The organism is Ruficoccus amylovorans (assembly GCF_014230085.1).
GTDB lineage: Bacteria > Verrucomicrobiota > Verrucomicrobiia > Opitutales > Cerasicoccaceae > Ruficoccus > Ruficoccus amylovorans.
In genome coordinates this window covers 1-24,901 of sequence record NZ_JACHVB010000044.1, presented here as the reverse complement: position 1 = coordinate 24,901, position 24,901 = coordinate 1, and the positions used below count along the sequence as shown (strand labels likewise).

At 63.3% G+C, this 24,901-nt stretch carries 19 protein-coding genes; 9 read left to right on the top strand and 10 right to left on the bottom strand.

All coding sequences use genetic code 11. The features are described 5' to 3' along the window. Positions 1–76: 76 nt before the first annotated feature. Positions 77–1,129, top strand: coding sequence for an NAD-dependent epimerase/dehydratase family protein (locus tag H5P28_RS15180; protein WP_185676562.1), 1,053 nt, complete (start codon positions 77–79; stop codon positions 1,127–1,129). A 17-nt stretch (positions 1,130–1,146) separates the two neighbouring features. Continuing rightward, positions 1,147–2,277 carry a glycosyltransferase gene (locus H5P28_RS15175; protein WP_185676561.1) on the top strand — a complete coding sequence of 377 codons (1,131 nt, stop codon included), beginning with the start codon at positions 1,147–1,149 and terminating at the stop codon, positions 2,275–2,277. 23 nt (positions 2,278–2,300) lie between these two features. Here H5P28_RS15175 and H5P28_RS15170 read toward each other — a convergent pair whose 3' ends face one another. Next, positions 2,301–3,071 carry a helix-turn-helix domain-containing protein gene (locus H5P28_RS15170; protein ID WP_185676560.1) on the bottom strand — a complete coding sequence of 257 codons (771 nt, stop codon included), beginning with the start codon at positions 3,069–3,071 and terminating at the stop codon, positions 2,301–2,303. Between the two features lie 114 nt (positions 3,072–3,185). Here H5P28_RS15170 and H5P28_RS15165 point away from each other — a divergent pair, with 114 nt between their 5' ends. Together H5P28_RS15165 and H5P28_RS15160 are read left to right on the top strand one after the other, a co-directional pair. Further along, the gene (locus tag H5P28_RS15165) at positions 3,186–4,253 is read left to right on the top strand and encodes a Gfo/Idh/MocA family protein (protein WP_185676559.1); all 1,068 of its coding nucleotides are present in this window, start codon (positions 3,186–3,188) and stop codon (positions 4,251–4,253) included. 35 nt (positions 4,254–4,288) lie between these two features. Further along, the gene (locus H5P28_RS15160) at positions 4,289–5,035 is read left to right on the top strand and encodes a sugar phosphate isomerase/epimerase family protein (RefSeq protein WP_185676558.1); all 747 of its coding nucleotides are present in this window, start codon (positions 4,289–4,291) and stop codon (positions 5,033–5,035) included. A 141-nt stretch (positions 5,036–5,176) separates the two neighbouring features. Here H5P28_RS15160 and H5P28_RS15155 read toward each other — a convergent pair whose 3' ends face one another. From H5P28_RS15155 to gmd, 3 genes are all read right to left on the bottom strand, one after another. Further along, positions 5,177–6,181, bottom strand: coding sequence for a trypsin-like peptidase domain-containing protein (locus H5P28_RS15155; protein WP_185676557.1), 1,005 nt, complete (start codon positions 6,179–6,181; stop codon positions 5,177–5,179). A gap of 263 nt (positions 6,182–6,444) precedes the next feature. Continuing rightward, a complete protein-coding gene (gene polX / locus H5P28_RS15150) occupies positions 6,445–8,202 on the bottom strand; it encodes a DNA polymerase/3'-5' exonuclease PolX (RefSeq protein ID WP_185676556.1) in 1,758 nt (585 codons plus the stop codon). Positions 8,203–8,339: 137 nt separating this feature from the next. Further along, on the bottom strand, positions 8,340–9,386 hold the full coding sequence (gene gmd / locus H5P28_RS15145) for a GDP-mannose 4,6-dehydratase (protein WP_185676555.1): 1,047 nt from the start codon (positions 9,384–9,386) through the stop codon (positions 8,340–8,342). Positions 9,387–9,549: 163 nt separating this feature from the next. On the opposite strand from gmd, the gene H5P28_RS15140 reads away from it, so the two are divergent. Next, positions 9,550–10,497 carry a GDP-L-fucose synthase family protein gene (locus H5P28_RS15140; RefSeq protein ID WP_185676554.1) on the top strand — a complete coding sequence of 316 codons (948 nt, stop codon included), beginning with the start codon at positions 9,550–9,552 and terminating at the stop codon, positions 10,495–10,497. A gap of 244 nt (positions 10,498–10,741) precedes the next feature. Continuing rightward, a complete protein-coding gene (locus H5P28_RS15135) occupies positions 10,742–11,110 on the top strand; it encodes an SLBB domain-containing protein (protein ID WP_185676553.1) in 369 nt (122 codons plus the stop codon). A gap of 17 nt (positions 11,111–11,127) precedes the next feature. Here the strand turns inward: H5P28_RS15135 and kdsB are convergent, their stop codons facing one another. Together kdsB and H5P28_RS15125 are read right to left on the bottom strand one after the other, a co-directional pair. Further along, complete coding sequence (kdsB, locus tag H5P28_RS15130) at positions 11,128–11,871, bottom strand: 3-deoxy-manno-octulosonate cytidylyltransferase (protein ID WP_185676552.1); 744 nt, start codon at positions 11,869–11,871, stop codon at positions 11,128–11,130. Between the two features lie 256 nt (positions 11,872–12,127). After that, entirely contained in the window at positions 12,128–12,697 is a 570-nt protein-coding gene (locus tag H5P28_RS15125; RefSeq protein WP_185676551.1) for an LbetaH domain-containing protein, read from the bottom strand. Positions 12,698–12,811: 114 nt separating this feature from the next. Here H5P28_RS15125 and H5P28_RS15120 point away from each other — a divergent pair, with 114 nt between their 5' ends. Then, the gene (locus tag H5P28_RS15120) at positions 12,812–13,069 is read left to right on the top strand and encodes a hypothetical protein (protein WP_185676550.1); all 258 of its coding nucleotides are present in this window, start codon (positions 12,812–12,814) and stop codon (positions 13,067–13,069) included. On the opposite strand, the gene H5P28_RS15115 is transcribed toward H5P28_RS15120, so the two are convergent. Further along, positions 13,042–14,382: an AMP-binding protein gene (locus H5P28_RS15115; protein ID WP_185676549.1), complete on the bottom strand. Its 1,341-nt coding sequence runs from the start codon at positions 14,380–14,382 to the stop codon at positions 13,042–13,044. The two genes, H5P28_RS15120 and H5P28_RS15115, sit on opposite strands and share 28 nt — an antisense overlap. Further along, complete coding sequence (gene menC / locus H5P28_RS15110) at positions 14,367–15,344, bottom strand: o-succinylbenzoate synthase (protein WP_185676548.1); 978 nt, start codon at positions 15,342–15,344, stop codon at positions 14,367–14,369. The genes H5P28_RS15115 and menC overlap by 16 nt, the downstream gene beginning before the upstream one ends. 150 nt (positions 15,345–15,494) lie before the next feature. On the opposite strand from menC, the gene guaB reads away from it, so the two are divergent. Continuing rightward, positions 15,495–17,057 carry an IMP dehydrogenase gene (guaB, locus tag H5P28_RS15105; RefSeq protein WP_185676547.1) on the top strand — a complete coding sequence of 521 codons (1,563 nt, stop codon included), beginning with the start codon at positions 15,495–15,497 and terminating at the stop codon, positions 17,055–17,057. 429 nt (positions 17,058–17,486) lie between these two features. Here guaB and H5P28_RS15100 read toward each other — a convergent pair whose 3' ends face one another. Further along, complete coding sequence (locus H5P28_RS15100; protein WP_185676546.1) at positions 17,487–21,788, bottom strand: glycosyl hydrolase family 18 protein; 4,302 nt, start codon at positions 21,786–21,788, stop codon at positions 17,487–17,489. Between the two features lie 473 nt (positions 21,789–22,261). On the opposite strand from H5P28_RS15100, the gene H5P28_RS15095 reads away from it, so the two are divergent. Continuing rightward, positions 22,262–23,806, top strand: coding sequence for an adenylosuccinate synthetase (locus H5P28_RS15095; protein WP_185676545.1), 1,545 nt, complete (start codon positions 22,262–22,264; stop codon positions 23,804–23,806). Positions 23,807–23,904: 98 nt separating this feature from the next. Here the strand turns inward: H5P28_RS15095 and H5P28_RS15090 are convergent, their stop codons facing one another. Then, positions 23,905–24,861 carry an IS30 family transposase gene (locus H5P28_RS15090; RefSeq protein WP_281398168.1) on the bottom strand — a complete coding sequence of 319 codons (957 nt, stop codon included), beginning with the start codon at positions 24,859–24,861 and terminating at the stop codon, positions 23,905–23,907. Between the last annotated feature and the right edge of the window lie 40 nt (positions 24,862–24,901).

Sequence of the window (24,901 nt, the reverse complement as noted above, 5' to 3'; positions counted from 1 at the left end):
GATCGTAGGGCTATCATCGGCTTAGGTAGAATGGCCCCTCCCGATCATCAAACGCCCGCCTCTCTCCTGCACCACCATGAAAAATATTCTCGTCACCGGCTCCTCCGGACTCATCGGCTCGGAAGTCTGCACGTTTTTCTCCGATCAGGGCTTCGCCGTCCACGGACTGGACAATAACCAGCGGGCCGAATTTTTCGGGCAGTCCGGTGACACGCGCTGGAACCAACAGCGCCTGCAACAAACGCTCGCCCACTTCGAGCACCACGAGTTGGACATCCGCGACCGCGCCGCTGTGCGCGAGCTGGTCAAATCCCTGCGTCCGGACGTGATGGTACACGCCGCGGCCCAGCCCTCACACGACAAGGCGGCACAGATTCCCTTCGACGACTTCGACATCAACGCCGGGGGCACGCTCAACCTGCTCGAAGCCGCCCGCCAGCACTGTCCGGAAAGTCCCTTCATCCACATGTCCACCAACAAAGTGTACGGCGACGCGCCCAACCGCATCGCCCTGCGCGAGGAAGACACGCGCTGGGAGTATGACAACCCGGCCTTCGCCCACGGCATCGCCGAGGACTTCACCATCGATCAGTCCAAACACTCGCTCTTCGGGGCTTCCAAAGTCGCAGCCGATGTCATGGTGCAGGAGTACGGGCGCTACTTCGGCCTGCCTACCTGTTGTCTGCGCGGCGGCTGCCTGACCGGCCCCAACCACTCCGGCGTCGAACTGCACGGCTTTCTCAGCTACCTCATCAAGTGTAATCTCGAAGGGCGTGAGTACACCGTCTTCGGCTACAAGGGCAAACAGGTTCGCGACAACATCCATTCGCTCGATGTCGCCCGCTTCATGTGGGCGTTTTACCAAAGCCCGCGCATCGGCGAGGTTTACAATCTCGGCGGAGGTAAATCGAACAGTTGCTCCATCCTCGAAGCCTTCGCTCGCATCGAGGCCCTTAGCGGCCAGCCAATGAAGTCCCGTTATGTGGAACAGAACCGTGAGGGCGACCACATCTGCTACTACAGCGATCTGCGAAAAATGCGCCACCACTATCCCGATTGGGATCTCACCAAAAGTCTGGACGACATTTTCAAGGAAATCCTCGCCAGTTGGCAGGCGCGCCAGAGCTAAGTCATTTCACAACCGCCATGCGCTGCACGATCGTCAACCGCGTCATCCATGCCGATTCCAACACCGAGTGGCACCACGCCACCGAGCTGGCTGATTACCTCGCCCGGCGCGGGATCACCGTTACCCGTGTCGCGCTGCGTGAGCCCGGCCAACCCGACGCGCCTGCCGAAAGAAATCTGCACCTGCTCCCCCGCCATTACAGCGGCAAACACAAGATCCGGCGCCTGCTCGCCAGCCTGCTTGAAGGTCGCCGCCTCATTCGCCATGCCCTTAAGCTGGACCACGGCCCAATTATCTGCATGACCGACCCGCCCTTGCTCAACTTCTGGATGGCCAGGGAGACACGCCGCCGCCAAATCCCGTGGATCTACTGGTCGCTCGATCTCTACCCGGAGGCCTTCGCTGCTGCCGGGCTCGTGCGCCGCTCCAGCCCCTTTTACCGGTATTTGCAAAAGACAGTCGAAGGCAACGCCCCCAGCCACCTGCTCGCTCTCGGACCGCAACAGGCCGCGCATATCCGGCAGCAATACACCCCCTCGCCGGGTGCCTCCATCCTGCCCTGCGGTATCGCCCGCACACCAGACCCCGCTGCTGCGCCGGAATGGGCGCGGGCGGAAGGCAAGATCATCCTCGGCTATGTCGGTAACCTCGGCGAAGCCCACAGCGACACTTTTGTCGAGGCTGCCCTTAGTTGTCTTGATCCGAAACGCCACCGCTTCATCCTGGCCGCTTCCGGAGCGAAGTCTGCCCGCCTTCGTGAGTTGGCCAAAGACATGCCAGCAGTCATCACCCTGGACAGCGTACCGCGTGAGCACTTGCGCTTCATCGACATCCATCTGGTCACGTTGCTGCCGCACTGGGATCACATTTGTGTGCCCTCGAAAGCCGTCAGCGCAGTTTGCGAGGGCGGCAGCATCCTCTTTCATGGCAGCCGTGAAAACGATAACTGGAAACTGCTGCACGATGCGGGCTGGCGATTACCACCAGAGGAGAAGCCTACTTCAGCGATGAAAGCCTTTTTCGAAAAACTTAGCCCAGGCAGCCTTCGGGAAAAACAACAAGCCGCCCGCAAACTCAGTTCAGACCTTCTGGCAATCAGGGACCGCGCTTTTGATGACATTTATCGCAAGGTCAAGGAACTGCAATAAAGCCGACCGGCCCTGTCGGCGCGCTACGCCACCACCTGACGCCGCCGGTAAGCCGCGGGACTGAGATGGGTATGGCGGCGGAACATCACGCACAACGCCGAAGCGTTGGAAAAACCACAATCGGCGGCGACTTTCTTGATCGGGTCGTTCGTCCCGGCGAGCTGGACGCGGGCGGCCTCTATCCGGCGCTCGATCAGGTGCTGGTGCGGACTGCAACCCAACGCCTCGCGGAAGCGCGCATGCAGATGCGGCACCGACCACTGAGCGATGTCGGCCAGCGCCTCCAGACGCAAAGGCGCGGCGTAGTACTTTTCCACATACGCGAGCACGCGCTGGAGCTCCGGGGCGAGCGCTTGGCGCGGGGCTTCGCGCAGGTACAGTTCCGCCTGGAGCCGGAGGCGCGAAAGGATGTAGTCCCGCAGCACCGCGTGGTCGAGGCGGTCCGAGGCATAGAGCGAAACTGACTCGTCCGCGAAGCGGCACACGGCGTCGAGATTTTGCCACCAGGTCAGATGCGGCACCGGGCGCGGAGCGTCATCGAGCACCTTTACCCGCAGGGACAGACAGCGATACGGGTCCTCGAAGTCGCTACGGCCAATCGTATAGTCCCCCGCCTGATGCCACAGGAGAGCCCCCGGCAGCACCTCCACCCATTGCCCCTCCATCTGCACCCAGCCGCGTCCGCCGGTCATCAGTTCCAGGCAATAGGTACGCCGAGCGATTGGTTTGGGGATCGGATGGCGCCCTGCCGGATTATGGTAATGCCCGACCCGGATCAATTCGCCCAATCTCATCGTTTTCTCCTGCCGATTTTTACACAACTAATCATAGCTTTTAAACATCATAGAGCATTGAATGTCTGATCCAACAAGGAAAGCATAAACCTCGAAGCTAACTTTCAAATACCCATGAAAAACTCCGATAAAATCCGATTCGGTTTCGTCGGCACCGGAATGATCACCAATTCCGCCGCCGACCAGATCAACGCCCACCCCCACGGCGAAGTCGTCGCCGCCTTCGACCCGAGCGAAGTGCGCGTGAAGAACTTCTGCGACAAGCACAAGGTCACCACCCCCTGCACCAGCCTCGAAGCCCTCCTGGCCGACGACAAGGTGGACGCCCTCTACGTCGCCACCCCGAATAAATTCCATGCCCCCAGCGCCATGCAGGCCCTCAAGGCGGGCAAGCACGTCATCCTCGAAAAGCCCTTCGCCATGAGCCTGGCCGAGGCGCAGGCCGCCGTCGAGCTGGCCCGCGAGACCGGGCTGACCCTGAGCGTGGGCATGAACCAGCGCTTCACCCCCGACGCGCTCAAGATCAAGGCCGCCGTCGAGGCCGGCGAACTGGGCGAGATCTACCACGCCAAGGCCTACTGGCGGCGGCGCACCGGCATCCCCAAGCTGGGCACGTGGTTCGTCAGCCACGAGATGGCCGGCGGCGGCGCGCTTTACGACATCGGTGTGCACATGCTCGACCTGTGCCTGCACTGCATGGACAACTTCGAGCCCGTCGCGGTCAGCGGCGCGACTTACAGCAAGTTCGGTCCCCGCGGGCTGGGTGAAGGCAAATGGGGCATGTCCGACAAGAGCGACATCGCCTTCGACGTGGACGACTTCGCCAGCGCCTTCATCCGCCTGGCCAACGGCGCGACCGTCAACCTCGAAGCCGTCTGGGCCTGCCACACCCTGGCCGCCGACAGCCACAATGTCGAACTCTTCGGCACCGAGGCCGGAGCCAGCGTCTTCCCGGCCAAGCTGTTCCGCTTCTCCAAACACGACTGCGCCGCTTACGAGATCCTCGAAAACCTCAAGGACCCCGAGGCCCCCGGCATGGCCAACCGCTTCACCAACTTCATCAACCACCTGCACGACGGCTCCGCGCTGTGCTGCACGCTGGAGCAGGCCCTCGCCGTCCAGAAGGTGCTCGACGGCATCGCCGAGTCCAGCCGCACCGGCCGCGAAGTCGTCCTGGCCTGAGCATTTCAACCACACCAACCCAACAGCATTATCCCATGAGCCAAGCCATTCAACTGGGGGTGCAGAGCTACTGCTTCCGCAACTTCAAAGACAACGCCGACGTCGCCTCCAAGGTGAAAGAAATCGGTCTCGACCGGGTGGAAGTCTGCGCCATACACGCGAACTTCCACGACCTCGAAGGCTGGAAGAACGTCGTCAAAACCTATGAGGACGCCGGGGTGAAGATCGTCTCCATCGGCGTGGAAACGCTCCACGGCGATCCCGCCGAGCGCGACCTGTTCGAGTGCGTCAAGCTGGCCGGAGCCAAGCACATCTCCGTCCACTTCAAAGTCGAGAGCTACGTCCGCGCCATCGCCCAGACCCGCCAACTGGCCCGCGAGTACGGGGTCAAGGTCGGCATCCACTGCCACGGCGGGTACATGTTCGGCGGACAACCGGATGTGCTCGACCACCTGATCGGGCTCGGCGCGCCTGAGATCGGCCTGTGCATGGACACCGCCTGGTGCATGCAGATCGGCCCGAAGCTCGGGCAGCCGATCGAGTGGCTCAAGCGCTACGCCGGACACCTGACGGGCATCCACTTCAAGGACTTCGTCTTCGAGAAAAACGGCCAGTGGAAGGACACCGTGGTCGGCCAGGGCAACCTCGACCTGCCCGCCTATGCCAAGACCGTGACCGACTCCGGCTTCGGCGGCATGGCCGTGATCGAGTACGAGGCCGACCCGCAGAACCCGGTCCCCGCTCTCAAGAACTGCGTCGAACAGATGAAGAAGGTGCTTTAACCAGCACTCCGGCAATTGCCCGCTTTCTACAACCCCAAAGCCCGTCCTTGCGAAAGAGGACGGGCTTTTGTTGTAAATTAAGGCTATCCGCAGGATACGCCCACAAACGCCCGATCAACACAGACACGAACCGAACAGGCTCTACTCGCCCGACAGTCCGGTCACGCGGAGAATCTCCTCGCGGTATGGGGCCAGGTTCACCGAGAGGGTCAGATTGCCAAACACCCCGGATCCGATGATGAACGAACTGCTCCCCTCCGGTTTGCCGACTCCCGGCTGGCCCGGATAAAGCCTCCCGACGGTTGCCATGATCCCGGTCAGCACCCATTCGCCCTTTTCATCCTGGGCAAAAAGCGCTCCACCCGAATCCTGAGACACAGCCTGCGCCTCAAAGGCTGTTCGTTCCGCCGGATTGGCGGAAAAATCCGTCACCAGCAATTCGCCCATGGCGGAAGCGGGGTTCACCGCGGAAATACGGTTTGTCCCCCAACTCATAAGGCCACCGGGATCAGTCACGACACCAGCCATGTTCGCCTGCTGCGGATCAGTAACCTCTGTCCACGTCCAGGGGTTGCTCGCCTGGCTCACCTGCCAGAAAGTCAAGTGGTCCTGCGATCGGCGACCGGCCCCGATCATCACCACCTCCGTGCCCACGGCAGGTGTGGATGATGCGATTTTAACCGTGGGGAGATCCGGCGTTTCCTTTAGGCGGATCAACATTAACTCCGCATTTTTGAATTTGTACATTTTCCCGATAATTTCCTCCCGCATCCGCTTCTCTCCATTCAGGATAATCATTCCCGGCGTGATATGGCGAGCCGTCAGCACCCAGCCATTGCCCAGATAGACACCCGCCCCACCTCTGATAACCAGCATATTGGCAAAGCCGGGGTCGGTTGGCTGCCCATCCTGGCCAGTCGGTGCAGTCCGGTTTCCGCCCGGATTTCCGCTATTGACCAGAGCCGGACAAAACAGCGGAGTCAGCACCAGCGAGAGAGTAAGAATCAGGCTACGTCTAAACATTACGCATGGATATACCGTAGAATCGCCCGCAGGTAAACCCTTCGTTGCGGTTTTGGCAGGAGGATCGACATGGCCTGTCGCTATTTCAGGACGATAGAGCATGTTCGCTTTAATCTGTCGCATGAGGTGGGGAAATGTCTTGAAGCCTCGCCAGGCGACAGCGGGTGTAGCGGGCTGGAAGCCCGTAAGCCCGCTGCCAACGCCGCGAGCTCCAAGACAGGCCCCATCCGAAGGACTGGCTGCTTTTGAGTTCCGGCAAGGCTCTTTCATGGGGGTTGGGCTAGAAGCCCCGCCCCCATGAAAGGAACGCCGCCGGGGCTCAAAAGCAGCTCAGCCTCAGGCGACAGATTAAAACGAACATGCTCTAGGTCGTAAAACCAACCACTTCACTTCACGCCAAGGTAGGCCTTCACCTCGGCCAGCGGGCGGGTGTTGAGAATGTGCTTCGGCTCCAGCCAGCCCTTGCGGGCGGCGTAAACGCCGTTGCGATAGAAGCCGAGCTGGTCGGGGGCGTGGGCGTCAGGGTTGATCGAGCACAACAGGCCGCGCTCGGCCCCCTTGTGCCAGAGCCGCCAGTCCATATCGAGCCGCCACGGGTTGGCGTTCAGCTCGATGATCTTGCCGTTCGCCAATGCGGCGTCGATGACCTTGGCCGTGTCCACCGGGTAGCCCTCGCGCCGCAGCAGCAGGCGGCCCGTCATGTGCCCGAGCATGGTGACGTGCTCGTTTTCGAGCGCCTTGACCAGTCGCTTCGTCATCGCGGCCTCGTCGTTGGTCATTCCGGCGTGGATGGAGGCCACTACGCAGTCGAGCGTCTTGAGCACCTCGTCGGAAAAGTCCAGCCGCCCGTCGGTGAGGATGTCCACCTCCGAGCCGGTGAAGACCCAGGTCTTGAATTTGCCCGAGGCGTTGAGCTTCCCGATGGCCTCGACCTGCGCGGCCAGCCGGTCCTCGTCCAGCCCGTTGGCCTGGAAGCTCGACTTCGAGTGGTCGGCGATGCCGAGGTACTCGAACCCCAGATCCTGCGCCGCCTGCACCATCTCTTCCAGCGAGGCGCGGCCATCGGAGGCGGTGGTGTGGTTGTGAAAGACCCCGCGAATGTCCTCCGGCTCGACCAGCACGGGCAGCGCATCCTTGGCGGCGGCCTCGATTTCGCCCCGGTCCTCGCGCAGTTCCGGCGGGATATAGGCCAGATCGAGTTTTTTAAAGAGTTCCTGTTCGCCCTCGATCGGCTCGGGCTGGCGCTCGCTCGGCTTGGGGGCGTTTTCCTTCGCTCCGCGCGTGTCCTCAGGGAACAGGCCCCACTCGGACAGGCTCAGCCCGCGCTCAAGCGCCCGCTGGCGCATGCGCACATTGTGCTCCTTGCTCCCGGTGAAGTGGTGCAGCGCGTAAAAGAACTGCGCCGGGGGCACGACCCGCAAATCCGCCTGCATGCCGCCCTCCAGGCGGACGGAGGACTTGGTCTCGCCCTTGGCGGTGACTTCGGCCACGCCGTCCTGCGTCGTGAACCACTCCATGATCGGGCCGGGCTCGGTCGCGGCCACCAGAAAATCCAAATCCCCCACCGTCTCGCGCTTGCGCCGAAGGCTTCCGGCGGCTTCGGCCTGCTCGACTGCTTTCAACTCGCGCAGCCCCGCCAGAATCGGCGCGGCCACGGCCTCGGCGTCGGCCCAACGGTGACGGGCGGCGTAGGCTTCGCGGTTGGCGATCCCGGCGAGGATTTTCTCCTGCGTCTTTTCGCCAAAGCCGTCCAGCTCCGCCACCTTGCCCTCGCGGCAGGCGGCAGCGAGCTGGTCGATGCTCTCGACCCCGAGGGCGTCGTGCATCTTTTTGATCTTCTTCGGCCCCAGACCGGGGATTTCCAGCATCTGAAGCATGGTCGCGGGCACGGACGCCTTCAACTTGTCGTAATATTCGAGCTCGCCCGTCTCGTGCAGGGTGGTGATTTTCTCCACCAGCGCCTTGCCGATGCCCTTGACCTCGCCCAGGCGCTCCTCCGCGATGACCGTCCCCAGCTCCTCATCGAGCGTTTCCAGGGCGCGCGCGCCGTTCTGGTACGCGCGCACCTTGAAGGCGTTCTCGCCCTTGAGTTCCAGCAGCTCGGCAATGGCTTCGAGCACCTCAACGATGTCGGCTTTATCCATGACGCGACTATCTGCCAGCTTCCGCCCGGAAGCAAGCACCCGGTGCGTGACCGCACTGGACATTGAGGGGGGTCCGGCTGGACCAGCAAGCACCCCTTGCCGGTTGCTACCCCGGAGACTGGGCCAAGGCAGGGCAGTTACGCCACGACGCCGTCGTTGTCGAGATTCTGCTCGGCAAAAACGGCGGCGGTGGCCTGCTCACGCTTGGCCAGGGCCAGGTCGGCATCGACCATGATCTTGACCAGCTCCTTGAACTTCACCTTGGGCTCCCAGCCGATGTTTTTCTTGAGCTTGGCCGGATCGCCGATGAGCAGTTCGACCTCGGCGGGGCGCTCGTAGCGGGCGTCGTACTTGACGTACTTCTCCCAGTCCAGATCGAGCAGGCCAAAGGCTTCCTGGCAAAACTCGCGGATCGTGTGGGTCTCGTTCGTGGCGCACACGTAGTCGTCCGGGTTGTCCTGCTGGAGCATCTTCCACATGACCTCGACGTACTCCTTGGCGTAGCCCCAGTCGCGGCGCGCGTCGAGGTTGCCCAGGTAGAGCGCGTCCTGCAGGCCGAGCTTGATCCGGGTGGCGGCGCGGGTGATCTTGCGCGTGACGAAGGTCTCACCCCGGCGCGGGCTCTCGTGGTTGAAGAGGATGCCGTTGCTGGCGTGCAGGCCGTAGCTTTCGCGGTAGTTGACGGTCAGCCAGTAAGCGAAGACCTTGGCGCAGGCGTAGGGCGAGCGCGGGTGGAAAGGCGTGGTCTCGGTCTGGGGCACTTCGTGCACCTTGCCGAACATTTCCGAGGAGGAAGCCTGATAGTAGCGGACCTTGCCCACGAGATTCGCCTCGCGGATGGCCTCCAGCATACGCACGGCAGCGAGACCGACGACGTCGCCGGTGTACTCGGGGATGTCGAAGGACACGCGCACGTGGCTCTGGGCCCCGAGGTTATAAATCTCGTCCGGCTTCAACTCGTAGAGCAGCTTCACCATCTGGACCGAGTCGGCCAGGTCGCCATAGTGCAGGAACAGGTTCACGTCATTGACGTGCGGATCCTTGTACAGGTGGTCGATCCGGCTCGTGTTAAAGGTCGAGCCCCGGCGAATGATGCCGTGTACCTCGTACCCTTTTTGCAACAGCAGTTCCGCCAGATAGGAACCATCCTGGCCGGTAATACCCGTGATGAGAGCTTTCTTCATGGAAAATAGATTTAGGCAGTAAAGCGCAAGGCATCGCATACCGGAGGCATTTCTGCAAACCAAAAGGCAGCCAGCCCCGGAACGGCCACCAGCAGCCCCGGCAACGTTCACTTGAGGTTGCCTAATCGAGAATTCTCCAACAACGTTGCCGGCTCAGACTCCCATGAACTCCTCGACCAAGATCTTTCTCTCCGGCCATCGCGGGATGGTTGGCAGCGCGATTCACCGGGCCCTGCTGGCGCAGGGGCACGAGAACTTCGTCCTGCGCACACACGCCGAACTTGACCTTTGCGACGCCGCGGCGGTCGAGGCGACCCTGGCCTCTGAAAAGCCCGAGGTGCTCATCGTGGCGGCGGCCCGTGTCGGCGGCATCCACGCCAACAACACCTACCCGGCCGAGTTCATCCACGAGAACCTGGCCAGCGCCCACAACCTCATCCACTCGGCTTGGAAAAACGGGGTCAAGCGCCTGCTCTTTCTGGGCAGCTCGTGCATTTACCCGCGCGACGCGGCCCAGCCGCTGACCGAGGAGTCCCTCCTGACCGGCCCCCTGGAGCCGACCAACGAGCCCTACGCCATCGCCAAAATCGCCGGGCTCAAGCTCTGCCAATACTACCGCAAGCAGTACGGCGTCCTTTTTCACTCCGGCATGCCGACCAACCTCTACGGCCCCGGCGACAATTACCACCCGGAAAATTCCCACGTCCTGCCCGCCCTGCTGCGGCGCTTCCACGAGGCGACCGAGAGCGGCGCGCCCGCCGTCACCCTCTGGGGCACGGGCAGCCCGCTGCGGGAGTTCCTGCACGTGGACGACCTGGCCGCCGGCACCCTCCACCTGCTCGGCCTCGACAACCCGCCGGACTGGGTCAACATCGGCTACGGCTCCGATGTCAGCATCAAGGAGGTGGCCGAAATCATCAAGGACGTGACCGGCTTCCAGGGCGAACTCAAGTGGGACACCACCCGCCCCGACGGCACCCCGCGCAAGCTCATGGACAGCTCCACCATCCGCGCCACCGGCTGGGAGCCGAAAATCTCCCTGCGCGAGGGCATCGCCCAGACCTACGCCAGCTTCAAGGACGAGTTGGCCAAGGGCACCCTGCGCGGGTAGGCTTTTCCGGGCTTGCGCAGCCCGGACCCGCGGTGCGTGGCCAAACTGGACATCTATTTGGGAAATTTCGTCGAGCTCCCTGTGATTGTTTGGGGGGTAATATCGATACCCGGAACCACCGATTGCGATGACTGTCGCAAAGCTCATGCCGTTTCGTCCCATCATTTCGTCCCTGTTAATCCTGTCCGGGCTTCTCTTGACTGTCGCAAACAGTCAGGCCAGATCCACAGGAATCCCCCAGGACATGATCACCGTATACTGCCATGGGAATGTAAAAGCTCCCGGCACCTATCAGGTTCAAAAAGGCACGACGCTGCTCCAACTGATGTATTATGCCGGAGGGATAACCCAACCAACGACCTTGAAAATACGAGAGGTAAAAGAGGGAAAAACCTACCTATATAGTTATACTTTCGAGGCAATCCTCAGCGGAAAAGACGACGACGTAATCCTCCAGGACCACTGTCACGTCATTTTTCCGTGGGCCGACTTCTCCAGCGATACACCGGAAAAAATCAACCCTCTGGTTCAAGTCTATGTGGAGGAGCATTATCCAAATTTCCGGGTAATCAGGGAAGTCCCTCGGCAGACGGACAAAGACGAGTCAAAATAAATCCTGCCCCTCCACCATCACTCCAGCCGGTGGAGCTGGCTGCGGGCCAGTTCGAGGTCTTCGGGGGTGTCGATACCAAGCGGTTCGTAGGCGGTTTCGACGGCCTGGATGCTCATGCCGTGCTCCAGGAAGCGGAGTTGCTCCAGCTTTTCGCACTGTTCGAGCTGGCCGGGGGCGAGTTCCGTATAGCGGGCGAGCGTCTCACGGGTGTAGCCATAGACGCCGATGTGCGCCCAGAAGGTGTGCTCCGTGGGCCACTGCTCCTGTGCCACCCCGCGCACATGCGGCACCGGGCTGCGGGAGAAGTACATGGCCTCCCCGTCGTTGCGGCGGACGACCTTGACCAGGTTCGGGTCGAGGACTTCGCGGTGCGTGCGGATGCGGTAAACCGCCGTCACCAGGTCGCAGCGGGTGTTTTCCCAGACCTGCACCAGGCTGTCGAGCAGGTCGGGCTGGATAAAGGGTTCGTCTCCCTGCACGTTGAGAAAAAACTCGCTGTCGAGCTTGGACAGGAGCGAGGCCAACCGCTCGGTGCCGCTCTGGCAATCGGGGCTGGTCATGAAAACCGTCGCGCCCCAGGCCTCGGCCCGCTCAAGGATCTCCTCCGAGTCGGTGGCGATGGCCACCCGGTCGGCTTTGCGCATTTTTGAGGCCTGCTCCCAGACGTGCTGGAGCATCGGCTTGCCGCCGATGTCGATCAGGGCCTTGCGGGGCAGACGGGTCGAGCCCAGGCGGGCGGGAATGATAACGGATACGCTCATGGGAAAAAATAACTGTTCGGGGCGGGAAAGTGCCGGTGCGAGCCGCCTTGGCGACGAACCGCGTGGGCCGGGGTTTGTTTACACGCTCCCCACTCTCTTGCGGACCAGGCGGACGGGCGAGCGAATTTTTTACCCAAAACCTGCGACCGCCAGCCCGCGTCGGCCAATCAGCGACAGCCAACCGATCACGGCTAACCCGCGACGATCCAACCGCCGTCGGCAAGGCCCCCTCGGCTCAAGCCGGTCCGGCACGCGCTCAGGCCCCCGGCGGGGAGGCGGATGCTGCGGTGTCGTCCAGTTCGCGCTTTTTCATGAATTTAGCCGGGGTGCCAGCGACCACCGTCCACGGCTCAACATCGTCAAGGACGGTCGAACGCACGCCGACCACGGCCCCCTCGCCGACCGTAACGCCCGGCCCGATAAAGGCGTCCGCCGTCACCCAGGCGTACGCCCCGATCTCGATGGGGGCGGCCAGGTGCGGCAGGTCGAGCCGCCGGGTGTCGTGCGTGCCCGCGCACAGGAAGCAGTATTGGCTGACCGTGCAATGCGCCCGCAGGACAATCGGAGCCTGCGTGTAGCAGTCCACGTAGTCGCCCAGCGTGCTGCCTTCCTCCATCGTCAGTGCCCAGGGAGCCCAGATACGGGCACCGGAGGCGGGCTTGGCACCGGGAGCGATGTTTGCCCCGAAACACCGCAGCAGCAGTCGCCGCCAGGGGTAAAGATTCCTCGGAGTCGGTCGATAAAACAATGACCAGACCACGGCCCACACAATCCGCCCCGCCTTGTGCGGGAATGAATAAGTGACCGGTTTTGGGGGCAAACGCATGTTTATTTCTCACATAAATGAAGGCACAGGGAACTTATGCCAACTTTGTTTTTCCTTGACTCCTCCGGCCTTAAGGACGTTCTGACCTGAGGTATCTCCCCTGTATCTATCGCCATGCTTAACATTACATTGATCAAATTCATCCTGAAAACAGGATGTGTCACGCTACTGCTCGTAGGTGGCATCTATATGCTGGCGCTCTCCCGCGAAAAATGCACCGCCATCGCCAGCAACCTGTTCAATGTGCGCGATCTGGAAATCACGACCGGTAACGTCGTCTTCCTCAAGGTCATGGGCACGATCATGACCCTGCTCGGTCTCTTCCTGATCTGGAAGTTCTTCATTTACTTGCCGCCCATGCCCAAGGCCTGAGCCAGCCGTCCGTGGTCCGGCTTTCCATTGGGCTTGAGCGGAAGCTCCGCCACCGCCAACCAGCGCTTGGGTACACTGGCGGCCTGAAGTCGCTCCCGGAGCGCCACTTGCAGCGCCGCTAGCTCCCCATCCGGGATTCCCGCAACGAGCGCCGTCACCCGCTGCCCCCAGTCCGGGTCCGGCTCGCCCACCACCAGTGCCTCCGCCGACGGGGACACGGCCCGGATCGCCGCCTCGACTTCACGCGGATCGACTTTTTCGCCCCCGGTGATAATCAGCCGATCACGCCTGCCGATGACCCGCAGACGGCCCTTCTCGTCCAGCGCCCCCTCGTCGCCCGGACGAAACTCCTCCCGCGCCGCCGGTGGCTCCGGGTAGTAGCCCCGGAAAAGCGACTTCGCCCGGATGGCGATCTCCCCGGCCTCGACGGTGACACGTACATGGGGAAAAACTTCGCCCGCCAAGGCTTCACCCGCGAGAAACGCCCCGGGTCGCTGAGCGGCGACCACGGCGGCGGTTTCCGTCATCCCGTAGCTGCACGCCAGCCCGAGCCCGGCCCGGATCGCTTTTTCCCGCAAATCCGGCGGCATTCCGGCCCCGCCGATCAGGAGCAGCCCGAAGCCGCGCAGCCAGTCCGCCCCACCCGGCAGCGCGAGGATGCGCCCGAGCTGAGTCGGCACGAGCGAGAGGTGGAAATCCCCCCGCCCCGGCAACGACGCGCCTGTTTCCGGTTCGGCCAGGTCCCGGTAATCGCCCAGCACCAGCCGCCCCCCGCTCATCAAGGTCCGCAGCGCCTGCATCAGCCCGCTGACATGCCACAGCGGCAGCACGCACCAGGCATTGACCGGCTCCGCCTGGAAAAACTCCCCGTACCCCGCCACGGCGGCCCCGAGCGTTTCCCAGGTGTGGGCGGCGAAGCGCACCCGCCCGCCGGTCCCGCCGGTCGGGATCATCAGGTGCCCGCGAAAAGGCTCCATCGGCGGCAAGGTCACCCCCATCCGCTCCGGCCACGAAACCCGGCCCCAGGTCAGGGTCGGTTCGAGCTGGGCGGCGACTTGAGCCCATTCGTTTTCGCGCCAGTCGGGGTTGGCCAGAAAAACCGGCGCGTGCGCCGCCACCGCCGCCAGCAGCCCCCCGAGCAAGGCGGCGGGGTCACTCTCGGCCAGCAGGACGGAGGCGGCGGGGACTTCCGCCTGCCGGGCGTTCAACTCGGCCAGACGTTTTTCAAAACACGCCACCACCCGCTCCTGTAGGGGCGCGGGCAGCCAAGGCTGCTCCAACCGGGCGCGAATGGCCGTTACAGACGCTTCCATAGCTCCTCGCAGGCGGCGGCGTCAAGCGTCCCGGCGGTCAGCGACGGGCCGTAGGTGTGCCAGCCGAGTTGGTCCTCGTGGGGGAAAGACTCCAGCGTCCCGAATCCCGCCGCCTCGGCGCAGTGCTCGTCCAGCGCGGCCAGACGGAGGGCGTTTTCGATCCCGATAGCCGTTTCAAAAACCGAGGAGTAGATCACGCGCACGCCGGGGTGGAACGCCCGCCAGGCCCGGTAATCCTCCACCCGCCCGATGAGCGCGGGCTTCACAATAAAAGGCCCCTGCGGGAAAAGCCCGCTCCAGCGCTCCAGCGCCCCAGGCCCGCAGAGCGACTCGTCCAGCGCCACCGGCACCGAGTAGCGCCCGGCCAGCGCCGCCATAAACGCCTCCTCCCCCGGCGGCAACGGCTGCTCCAGGTACTCCACCGGGTAGTCCTCCAAAAAGGCCATCCAAGCCTCCGTTTCCTCCCGGCTCAGCCCGGCGTTGGCGTCGAGCCGCAGAATACCGTGCCCGTGCAGCAGCTTGAAAAGCTCCGCGCACAGCGCGCGCTCGACCTCTATCGGCTCGACCCCGATTTTCCATTTAAAAGTCGTAAACCCCTTGTCCAGAAGCACCTGAAGCGCCGCATAGGCCGTGATCCCGGCAGGCAGCAGCCCGGCCACATGCAGCGGGCGGGCGGGGGCCGTCTCCAGCGCCCCGGCGGCACAATCCAGCGCGAAACGCGTGCAAACCAGCTCCGGCGGCGGCTCCAGCGAGTCGTCTTCGGCGCGGGCGTCGAGAAATTCCACCGCCTGCACCAGCGTCTCCGTCCCGAAGTCCTCCAGCGGGGCGATCTCGCCGTAGCCGACGCGCCCCTCCCGCTCCAGGCGCACGATCAGCCCCTCACGCAGCGGCCAGTCCCCGTGCGCGGTCTGCAACGGGGTCCGAAAGGGACGGCAGTAGGGTTTCCAGGCGAGGCGTTCCATGGGCGGCGGATGGGACCGGTTCGCCCGCCGGGAGCGGGCGACCGTCTGGAGGGCAGCTTGGCAACTGCCGGGCAAAGTGTCGATCCCCGTGTTTTTTCATTGTCGCCCCGGCCCCCGCGCCCATAATTCCCAACGGCAACAACCGTTGCCATGAGCGAAGATACCGATTCAGTCTTTTATAAGCCCGCGGATGCTTTTTTCCGGGATAACGCACAGGTCGCCCTGACCTACGACGACATTACGCTCGCCACCCGCTACTCGGAGGTGCTCCCGCGCATGACCAACCCGGAGACCTCGCTCTCCGAGTCGCTCCAACTCTCCGTGCCGATCGTCTCGGCCGACATGGACACCGTGACCGAGTCCCGCATGGCCATCGCCATGGCCAACAACGGCGGCATCGGCCTGATCCACTACAACATGTCCGAGCGCGAGCAGGTCAAGCAGGTCGCCCGCGTCAAAAACAACATCCACGGGCTCATCCAGGACCCGATCAGCGTCAAGCCCGGCATGCACATCGCCGAGGTGCTCGACATGATGGACGCCAAGGGCTTCAAGTTCAGCACCTTCCCGGTGGTGGACGAGAGCGGCAAGCTCCTCGGGCTGCTCCCCGGACGCGCCGTCAAGCAGCGCTACCGCGACCGCACGGTGCTGGAGGCCATGCAGCCGCGCGAGCAGGTCTTTACCCTGCGCCAGTCGCAGCTCGAAGGCGACCCCATCGCCGCCGCCGACCGCTTTTTCAACGATCACCTGGGCATCCACAAGCTCCTCGTCGTCGATGACGGGGACCACCTGGCCGGACTTTTCACCCTCAGCGACATCGAGCGCATCACCGGCGAGAGCCGCGACAACGTAAAGCCCGCCCGCGACTCGCAGTTCCGCCTGCTCTGCGGGGCCGCCGTCTCCGCCCCCCGCACTCCCGAGGGCATCATCGACCGTGACAAGCTCCTCGGGCACGTCACCGCGCTGGTCGAGGAGGGCGTGGACGCCATCGCCGTCTCCACCGCCCACGGGCACACCGCCGGGGTGGGCGAAGCCGTCCGACTGCTGCGCGGGGAGTTTCCGGGCCTCACCCTCATCGCGGGTAACGTCACCAGCGGCGAGGGCGTGCGCTTCCTGGCCGAGGCCGGGGCCAACGCGATCAAGGTCGGCCAGGGGCCGGGCTCGATCTGCACCACGCGCATCGTGGCCGGGGTCGGCATCCCGCAGTTGACGGCGCTCTACGTGGCCAGCCGCGAAGCCGCCAAGGCCGGGGTCAAGATCATCGCCGACGGCGGCATCACCAAGAGCGGTGACATGGTCAAGGCCCTCACGCTGGCCGACGCCGTCATGTGCGGCGGCCTGCTCGCCGGTTGCCCCGAGGCCCCCGGCAAGATCATGGAGATCAACGGCAAGCTTTACAAACAGTACCGCGGCATGGGCAGCCTGGAGGCGATGAAGGCCGGCAGCGCCGCCCGCTACGGCCACTCCAACAACATCCGCAACGCCAAGGTCGCAGCCGAAGGAGTCGAGGCGGTCAAGGAAGTCTCCGACTCGGTCGATCAGGTGCTGGCGCAGTTCATCGGCGGCATCCAAAGCGGCATGGGCTACCTCGGTGCCCGCAACCTGCCCGAGCTGCGCGAACGCGCCCGCTACATCCGGGTCAGCCCCGCCGGGCAACGCGAATCCGCCCCTCACGACGTGATCGAGGTCAAGACCACGCAGGAGCACAGCTAAAGACTGTTCTAATGGGTCAAATGGCTGATCGTTAATCGTTGGACGTAAACCCGGAAAACAACAATTAGCCATTTAACCATTCAGCCATTCGCCCTTCCAACGGAGGCTACGGCCTTCTTTTAATCCCTTAAAAAACAAGAACCGGGGGCGGTAACCGGATATAAACCGCCCCCGGCCTGCTGTTGGGGAGAAACAGGGCGCATGGGATGCGCCTGTGCAGGGTTTGCTTAAGACCTGATTCAGTATCGGCAGAGACCCTATTTGCTTAAGGGACTAGAGCGTTTTAAAAAATAGTGTAGCCACAATAATTGAATGGTTAAATGGTCAATTGTTAATTGTTGGATGCGGAACGTAGAAAATAACATTTAGCCATTTAACCATTTAGCCATTCGGCCCTTTTGTGACGGCTACGACTTTATTTAAACCGCTCTAATTGGCCTCGGCGGCCTGCATGTAGCGCTCGCCGACGAGGCGGAGGATCGACGCCTGAGTGGAGCTGTCGCGCACGTCGTTGGAGAGCTCCCAGAACATGACCCCGCCCAGCCCCTGCTCGGCCACGTAGTCGAGCTTGCGCTCAACCGCTGCCGGGCTGTCGTAGCTGATGAAGTTGCCGGTAGCGGCGTTGTACAGGTAGGAAACCTGTGCGTCCGCGTCCCAGTACTCGATGTTGTTGGCCGGATCGGCCTGCATGTTCTCCACAATCGTGCGGTAGTCGATGATCCCGGTCTCGACCGTGCCCGCGCCCAGCCCGGTCGCGCTCTGGAAGAGGCCGTTGGCCGTGGCCGGAACGCCCGTCCAGGTGTAGCCGTAGAGCGGGATGCCGAGGTTGATCTTCGAGGCCGGGACACCCGCGTCGAGATAGCCCTGCACGGCGGAAGCCGCGTTGTAGCGGGGCATCGGGTCCGCCGGATTGGCGGTGAGCGGGGCGTTGTGCCCGGTGCGGGTCTTGTCCCAGCGACCGTGGAAGTCGTAGGTCATCAGGTTGAACCAATCGAGCTGCTGCGCCAACGCGGCCAGGTCGATCTGCTCGTACTTGTCATAACCGGCGGGCACGGCGGCGCTGATTTCGTAGGTTTTGCCGTCAACCGCTCCCTGCGCGTCGAGCGCCTCCCGCAGCGCCTTGGCCAGCAGGGCGTAGTTGGTGGCGTCGACGGGACGGACGTTGGAGTTCACATCGGTCGCGACCACGGGATATTCCCAGTCCAGGTCGATCCCGTCGAAGTCATACTTGACCACGAAATCCACCACCGACTGCGCGAACTTCTCCCGCGCCGAGGCCGAAGCCGCCACCTCGGAGAAGCGGCCCGAGTCATACCAGCCGCCGACGGCGATCATGACCCGCAAGTGCGGATAGAGCGCCTTCAGTTCCTGATACTGGTTGAAGTTACCCCGCAAGGGCTGGTCCCAGGTATCGTCGCCGAAGGTCTTCTCCAGATCGGCCCAGGTGTCGATCACCTCGATCTGTCCGCTCGTGCTGATGCGGGCGAAGGCGTGGACGATGTGGGTCAGGTTTTCCGCCGGGATGTCGGCCACCTCGTAGCCGCGGGCGTAGATGCCCCAACTGGGGAAGTAGCCAACAACACGGCCCGCGAGCGTGGACGAGTCACCACCGGAGTTGCCGTTGCCGGTATCGCCGCCGTTACCCGAGGAGTCTCCCTCGCCGTTGTCCTCGCCCGAGCCGTCATCCGACCCGTTACCATTATCCGATCCATTATCGGAGCCCGAGCCGTTGTCGCCACCGCTGCCAGAGTCTGTATCGGAATTTCCACTACCGTTATCGCCGGAACCGTTGTCCTCACCGGAACCGGAGCCATCGGAAACGCTGACACCGTTGAGCGTGACATGGGTCGGCTGGCTGGCAACGCCGCCCGGAGCGCCGTTGAAACCGAAGCTCACGCTCGCCCCGGCGGCCAGCGCGGCGTTCCAGTTCAAACCGGAAACGGTGTAGCGGTCGCCCTCATGGGAGACGAGCTTGGCGTCCCACAGGCTGGTGATCCCGTAGGGCCAGTCAAAGGAGACCGTCCACGCGTCGAGATTCTCCCCGGTGGTGTTCGTCAACGTGGCCGTGGCGGTGAAGCCGCTGCCCCAGTCACTCGACACAGTGACGACGAGTGCCGCCGATGTATCCGGATTTTCACTACCGCCATCACCACTGTCGCCGTTGTTATTATCCTCACCATTGCCGTTATCTTCACCGTTTCCGGTGCCATCATCCGTATCGGAATTTCCACTACCTTCGTCGCCGGAGCCGTCCGATAGGTTTTCGCCATTGACCACGATGTCCGTCATCTCAGCGGAGGAGTTCCCCGTAGCCTGAAAGCCGAAGCTCACCGTCTGCCCGGCGGCGATGCCGCCGTTCCAGCTCTCATTGCTGAAGGTGTATCGGTCGCCCGAGGCGGTGCCGTCCTTCGCGCTCCAGTAACCGGAGATACTCACGGGAAGATCAAAGCTGATCGTCCAGCCGTTGAGCGCGGCGGTGCCGTTGTTGGTCAGGCTGACCGTGGCGGTAAAGCCGTCGCCCCAGTCGCTCCCGATCACGTAGGCCACCGCGATGTCCGCGCTGCCGGTGCCGGTGTTGTCATCACCGCCGCCGGTGTCACCCGTTCCGGTGTCACCGCCGTCGCCGTTGCCTGTATCGGAATCTCCACTACCATTATCATTGCCATTGTCGCCGTCGCCACCGGAGCCGTCCGGCAGGTCAATGCCGCCAACCTGGCCATCGAGGACGACCGGACTTTCGTAGTAGTCCTGCACCCTGGAAATAAACCAGTAGTCGTCCGTCGGGGGCGAGCCCACGCCGTCGGTACTGGCTCCGACGCCCGCGCCGAAGAGCGCGACCACCACGCCCGCTTCCTTGGCCAGCGGCAGATGCGAGCCCCAGGTGACGGTGCCGCCGCTGACCGCGACCTCGGAAGTGCCGCCATCGGTGGTGCCAAAATAGGCCAGCCGCGTCTCCGTGCCGGGCACAAAGCTGTCCCCCAGGAAGTACGTGCCGCTGGAGTCCTCGTAGTGCTGGACCGTGTTGGCCAGGTCGGCGAACGAACCGCCCGAGGCGTAAGGGTTCGCCGCCTGCGTCGAGTTGATATGGCCGACGGGAAGCTGCCACAGGACAACGGGCAAGCCGGTTGAGTCGTGCATGGCGTTGACAAAGACGAGGTAGTTCGTCCAGTGCGCAGCGTTCCAGAACCAGGTGCTGGCGGCAGGGTTGGCCGCGTTGCCGTCATAGGCGGCGTCGAGGCCGTATTTGTCGATGCTGACAAAGCTCGCCCCGTGCGTGAGCACGCCCGCCGCCGCGTAGTAGTCGGCGATGGCGGAGGCTTCGTCATAGATCGCCTGACGACCATCAGCCAGCCCGAGCGTGTCGGTCAGCCGGATCACGCCCTTGGCACCGACCGGCGTTGTCCAGCCACCGGCGGGCGAGGCCCAGAGATTGAACTGCCAGCCGAAATACGCCTGCGGCTGGTACTTGTGAAAGGTGTAGTTGATCGCCTCGACCAGCCCGCGCAGGGTGTCGGGGAAAACCGGGTCGCCCGCGTCGAGAACGCCCGCCGAGTAGGCGGCGCTGGTGGCAGCGTAGATTTCGTCCGGGCTGGCGGCGTTGTTTTGCGCGAAGTAGCCGAGGAAGTCCGGCTCCAGCACCCAGCCGATAACCTCGTCACCGGCCACGGCCCTGGTGATCTCCAGCGCGTGCTTCAGGTCGGCGAAGTAGCCTTCCAGGTAGGAGGCCGACTCGATGTGCTGCTTGTCGGTGTAGTAGCTCTCGCCGCCGTCGGGGATGTTGTACCAGACAAAAAACGGGATCATGCCGAGCTTGACGCTCTCCTCGACGTAGCGGGTGGCCCGCTCGCCGTCGTTGAGCGCGCGCCAGTTCCAACCGTCGCCGATGCTGTTGGAGACCCCGCCGTTAAGGTAAATGTAGCGAATGTCCACGCGCTTGTTTTGGGCCGGGTCTTCAAAGTCCTGCCAAAAACCCAGGTCCGCGCTCGAATCCTCACTCACCGAGCCGATGGCCAGGTAGCCCGGCAGTCCCGGCACCGATCCGTCCGCGTTGAGCACACGCACGCCGAGGTATCGCACATCGCCTGTATCCAGATTTTCAATACGCATCGACGCCCTCCCCGCCGACAAGCCCCGCAGCGTGACGGCCTGCCCGGAGATTCCCGGCTCCAGCACATCGGCGTTGTTCGTGGCCACGGCGTAGTTGCCTGCGGTTTCCAATGCGAGGCTGTTCGCCCCCTGCGCAACCGTCACCTGCAACGCCGTCCCGCCCGCATCGACCAGCGGGAAAACAATCGAACTGCCGGCGCCGGAGCTTCCGCCGGAGGAATCGCCGCCACCGGTGTCGCCGGTTCCGGCCTCACCGGAGAGCACGGCGCTCAGGCTGGCGGGCGCGGAGCCCGTCCCGCTGAACCCGAACTCGACCGTCGCCCCGGCGGCGACGGAGCCGTTCCAGGAGGCATTGCCGACCACGACCTTGCTCCCTTCCGTGCTGAGGACTTGCGCGTTCCAGATGCTGCCAACGGTAAAAGGCGCATCGAAGGCCAGGGACCAGCCGCTGAGGGCGGTCCCGGTGGTGTTGGTGAAGGAGGCGTTCGCGGTAAAGCCGCCGCCCCAGTCATCGGAGACCGAGATTTTTAGTTCGGTATCCGCACCGGCAGCCAAGGTCCATGCCAGGAGGGCATTGATAGCCGTAGCCGCCGCCAGAGGTCGTAGTCGGAACAGTTTTAACATAGTGCTTTGTTTTGGGAGGTTGCACCGTGACCGGCGCGCTCGTCGAGTCGGTCACGTCCCGGGCAGAGACACAGCACCCCGTGCCCGGAAACATCAGTTTTGGGAGAAAAAAAGAAGGGCGGAAGCCGGACGGTCCCTCTGCCGAGCTGTCACTCAGTGCCGCGGCAGGGCCGGGCCGTCCGTCACCGCCCCAGGGGTAGAAGCGGCGTTTTCACACGCCGCCGCGATGAGGGTTGGGGTATTTTATTGGAAAATCCTGCCAGCGATGCTCCTTTCCGTCAGGCGATTAGGCCTCAATTTCTTTCAGGTGAGAGCCCTAGCCCTGCGCCTTATTCCTACAGGATGCAAAAACCGCAAAAAACGGGAAAAACGCCGCCCGCGCGGCTTGGGGTTGCATTTCCCCCGGGGAGCGGACAAGCTGCCAGGTTTGTGCTCATATCCGAGCTCTTCACCCATCACGCATCGATTTACTCATGGCGCTGACTCCGTTTAAAAGTCAACTGCTGGCCGACGTCGGCATCAGCATGGGCGACGAAGGCAAAGGCCGCGTCGTTTACGAACTTATCGCCGAGCTCAAGGAATCCTCCAAGCTCGCAAAACCCGTTGCCGCCGTGCTCAAGGTCAACGGCGGAGCCAACAGCGGCCATACCGCCGGGGGCCTCAAGCTCAACCTGCTCCCGGCCGGGGTGATCGATCCGGATATCGACCTGCTCGCCATCGGCATGGGCGTGGTGGCCGACCCGCGCAAGTTCTGGTGGGAAGCCAAGCCGCTCGAAGCCGCCGGTTACGACGTGGTTTCGCGCCTCGCCATCGACGAGCGCACCCAGGTCAGCGATCTGTGCCACCGCCTGCTCGACCTGGCCTGGGAGAGCTACCGCTCCAACATCCTCGGCGAAGCCCCCCGCGGCTCGACCGGGCGCGGCATCACCCCCGCCTACCTCGACGAGGTCGGCCAGATGCAGATCGGTTACGCCGAGTTCCGCGGCAGCCGCGAGAGCTACGCCCGCCGCCTGGCCGCCCGCGCCGACCGTGCCGTGCGCACCATCCAGCACGTCTGCCAGGTCAGCCCGCAGGAGTGGCACCAGTTTTTTGAAACCCTGACCACCGCCGAAACCCGCGCCAATCAGGCCTCTATCGACGAGGGGATCTTCCCGGCCAGCGAATTCGACTTCACCCGCTTCCGGGGCGAAAAGCCCTTCACGCTCAACCTCGACGCCCTGACCGACGCCTACTGGGAAGCCGGCAGCCTCCTGGCCGACCGCGTGATGGACCTGCGCGAACGTCTCCTGGCCGAGCTGCGCGACGGGCGCAGCATTATCGGTGAGTTCGGCCAGTCCTACTGGCTCGACAAGCGCCACGGCTTCGCCCCCAACGTCACCGCCTCGCACACCTACTCGCCCGAGTTCTTCCAGTCCGCCGGGTTCCCGGTCCAGCCGGTCCACACCGTCGGCTGCTGCAAGGCCTACGACACCAAGGTCGGCACCCACATTTTCCTCACCCAATTTCCCGACAAGCACCCGCTGGGCGAACGGCTCAAGCTGCTCGAATTCGGCACCAGCACGGGCCGTCAGCGCATGGTCGGCTGGTTCGACGCGGTGGAAAAGGGCGACGCCCTGCGCTTCGGCGGCTACGAGGACATCGTGCTCAACAAGCTCGACGCCCTCACCTCCGCCCCCGGCGAAGACGGCAAGCTGCTCGTCTGCACCCACTACCGCGACCAGGACGGCAAGTCCTACTGCGAAGTGCCCCGCGACGACCGCGTCCGCCGCGCCCTGCAACCGGTCTATGCCGAGCTGCCCGCGTGGAAGGAAGACATCTCCGGCGTGCGCTCCTTCGCGGGCCTGCCCGCCAACGCCCAGCGCTACGTGGCCTTCTGCGTAAAAAGCCTGCTCGCCGTCGCCGAACGCAACGGCCACCGGATCGAGAAACCCAACCTGCGCTACATCGGCGTCGGCCCGGATACCTCGCAAATCATCCGCGACGTCCCCACCACCAGCGAGCTGCTCAAGCTCGCCTAGGTCGTGACCGCACAGGACAATAATACCGGTTCCAAGTCGTTTTGAAGATTCGCGGATTCCAACTTCTAAGGAATCATTTTTGTGCTGGGTTGAGGTGGTCAAGCGGCGAAGTGTAGTTTGAGGTTGTTGGGAGAAAGGAAGTGTAGGGTTTTGCGTGGGCGTTGGTTGAGTTGGGCTTCGATGTGGGCGAGCCTAGGCTCGCCCACATCGAGGAAGTTTGTGCCCTTGGGGAAGTATTGTCGGACGAGTCCGTTGAAGTTCTCGACGCCGCCTTTTTCCCATGAGTGGTAGGGCTTGCAAAAGAATCCGGCTGCGCCGAGGGCCTCACTGACGCGCCGGTGTCCGGCGAACTCCAGCCCGTTGTCATAGGTGATGGTGTGCACGCGGTAGCCTTGCAGGACGCCGATAATGGCCTCAGCGGTCTCGTTGGCATCTTTGCTTTGCAGCAGCGCCAGCCGCCCATAGCGGCTCTTGCGCTCGTAAAGACTCAGCAGGTAGCCTCCACCCCGGCAACCGGCGATGAGGTCCGCCTCCCAGTCGCCGTAACGCTCGCGCCGCTGCACGATCGCAGGCCGCAGCTCAATGTCCACGCGGGCCGGGAGCTTGTGGCGGCTGGCTTTGTTCTTGTGCCGGTAGCGGCGTTTGCCGTTGATGCGCAGGTGCCGGTAAAGCGTGCCCCCGCGATCACGGTCAGCCTGGATAAACGTGTAGATGCTCGTACGCGAAGGCGCCGGACGCCCCTGCCGCCGCAGAGCTCCGCTGATCTGCTCGGGGCTGTGCTTGCACTCAATCCGCTCCCGCACGAGGGCCTCCAACTCTCCCTCGATCACGCGGTGACGACGACGCTTGCACTGCTGACGCCCAAGCGCCTTGGCATGCGCTTGTCCAGGACGATACCCGCGCAGCCCCCGATTACGACTCAGCTCCTTGCTGATGCTCGATTGAGAAAACCCCAGAAAATGGGCGATCTCGCGCTGACTCTTTCCGGCTTTACGCATGCGATAAATAATGGGACGATCCTCCACGCGGAGGCGACGGTAGCTTCTTGTTGACATGTTGGTTCTCGCAAACCGCCATGCTTAAGCACCCTCTCGC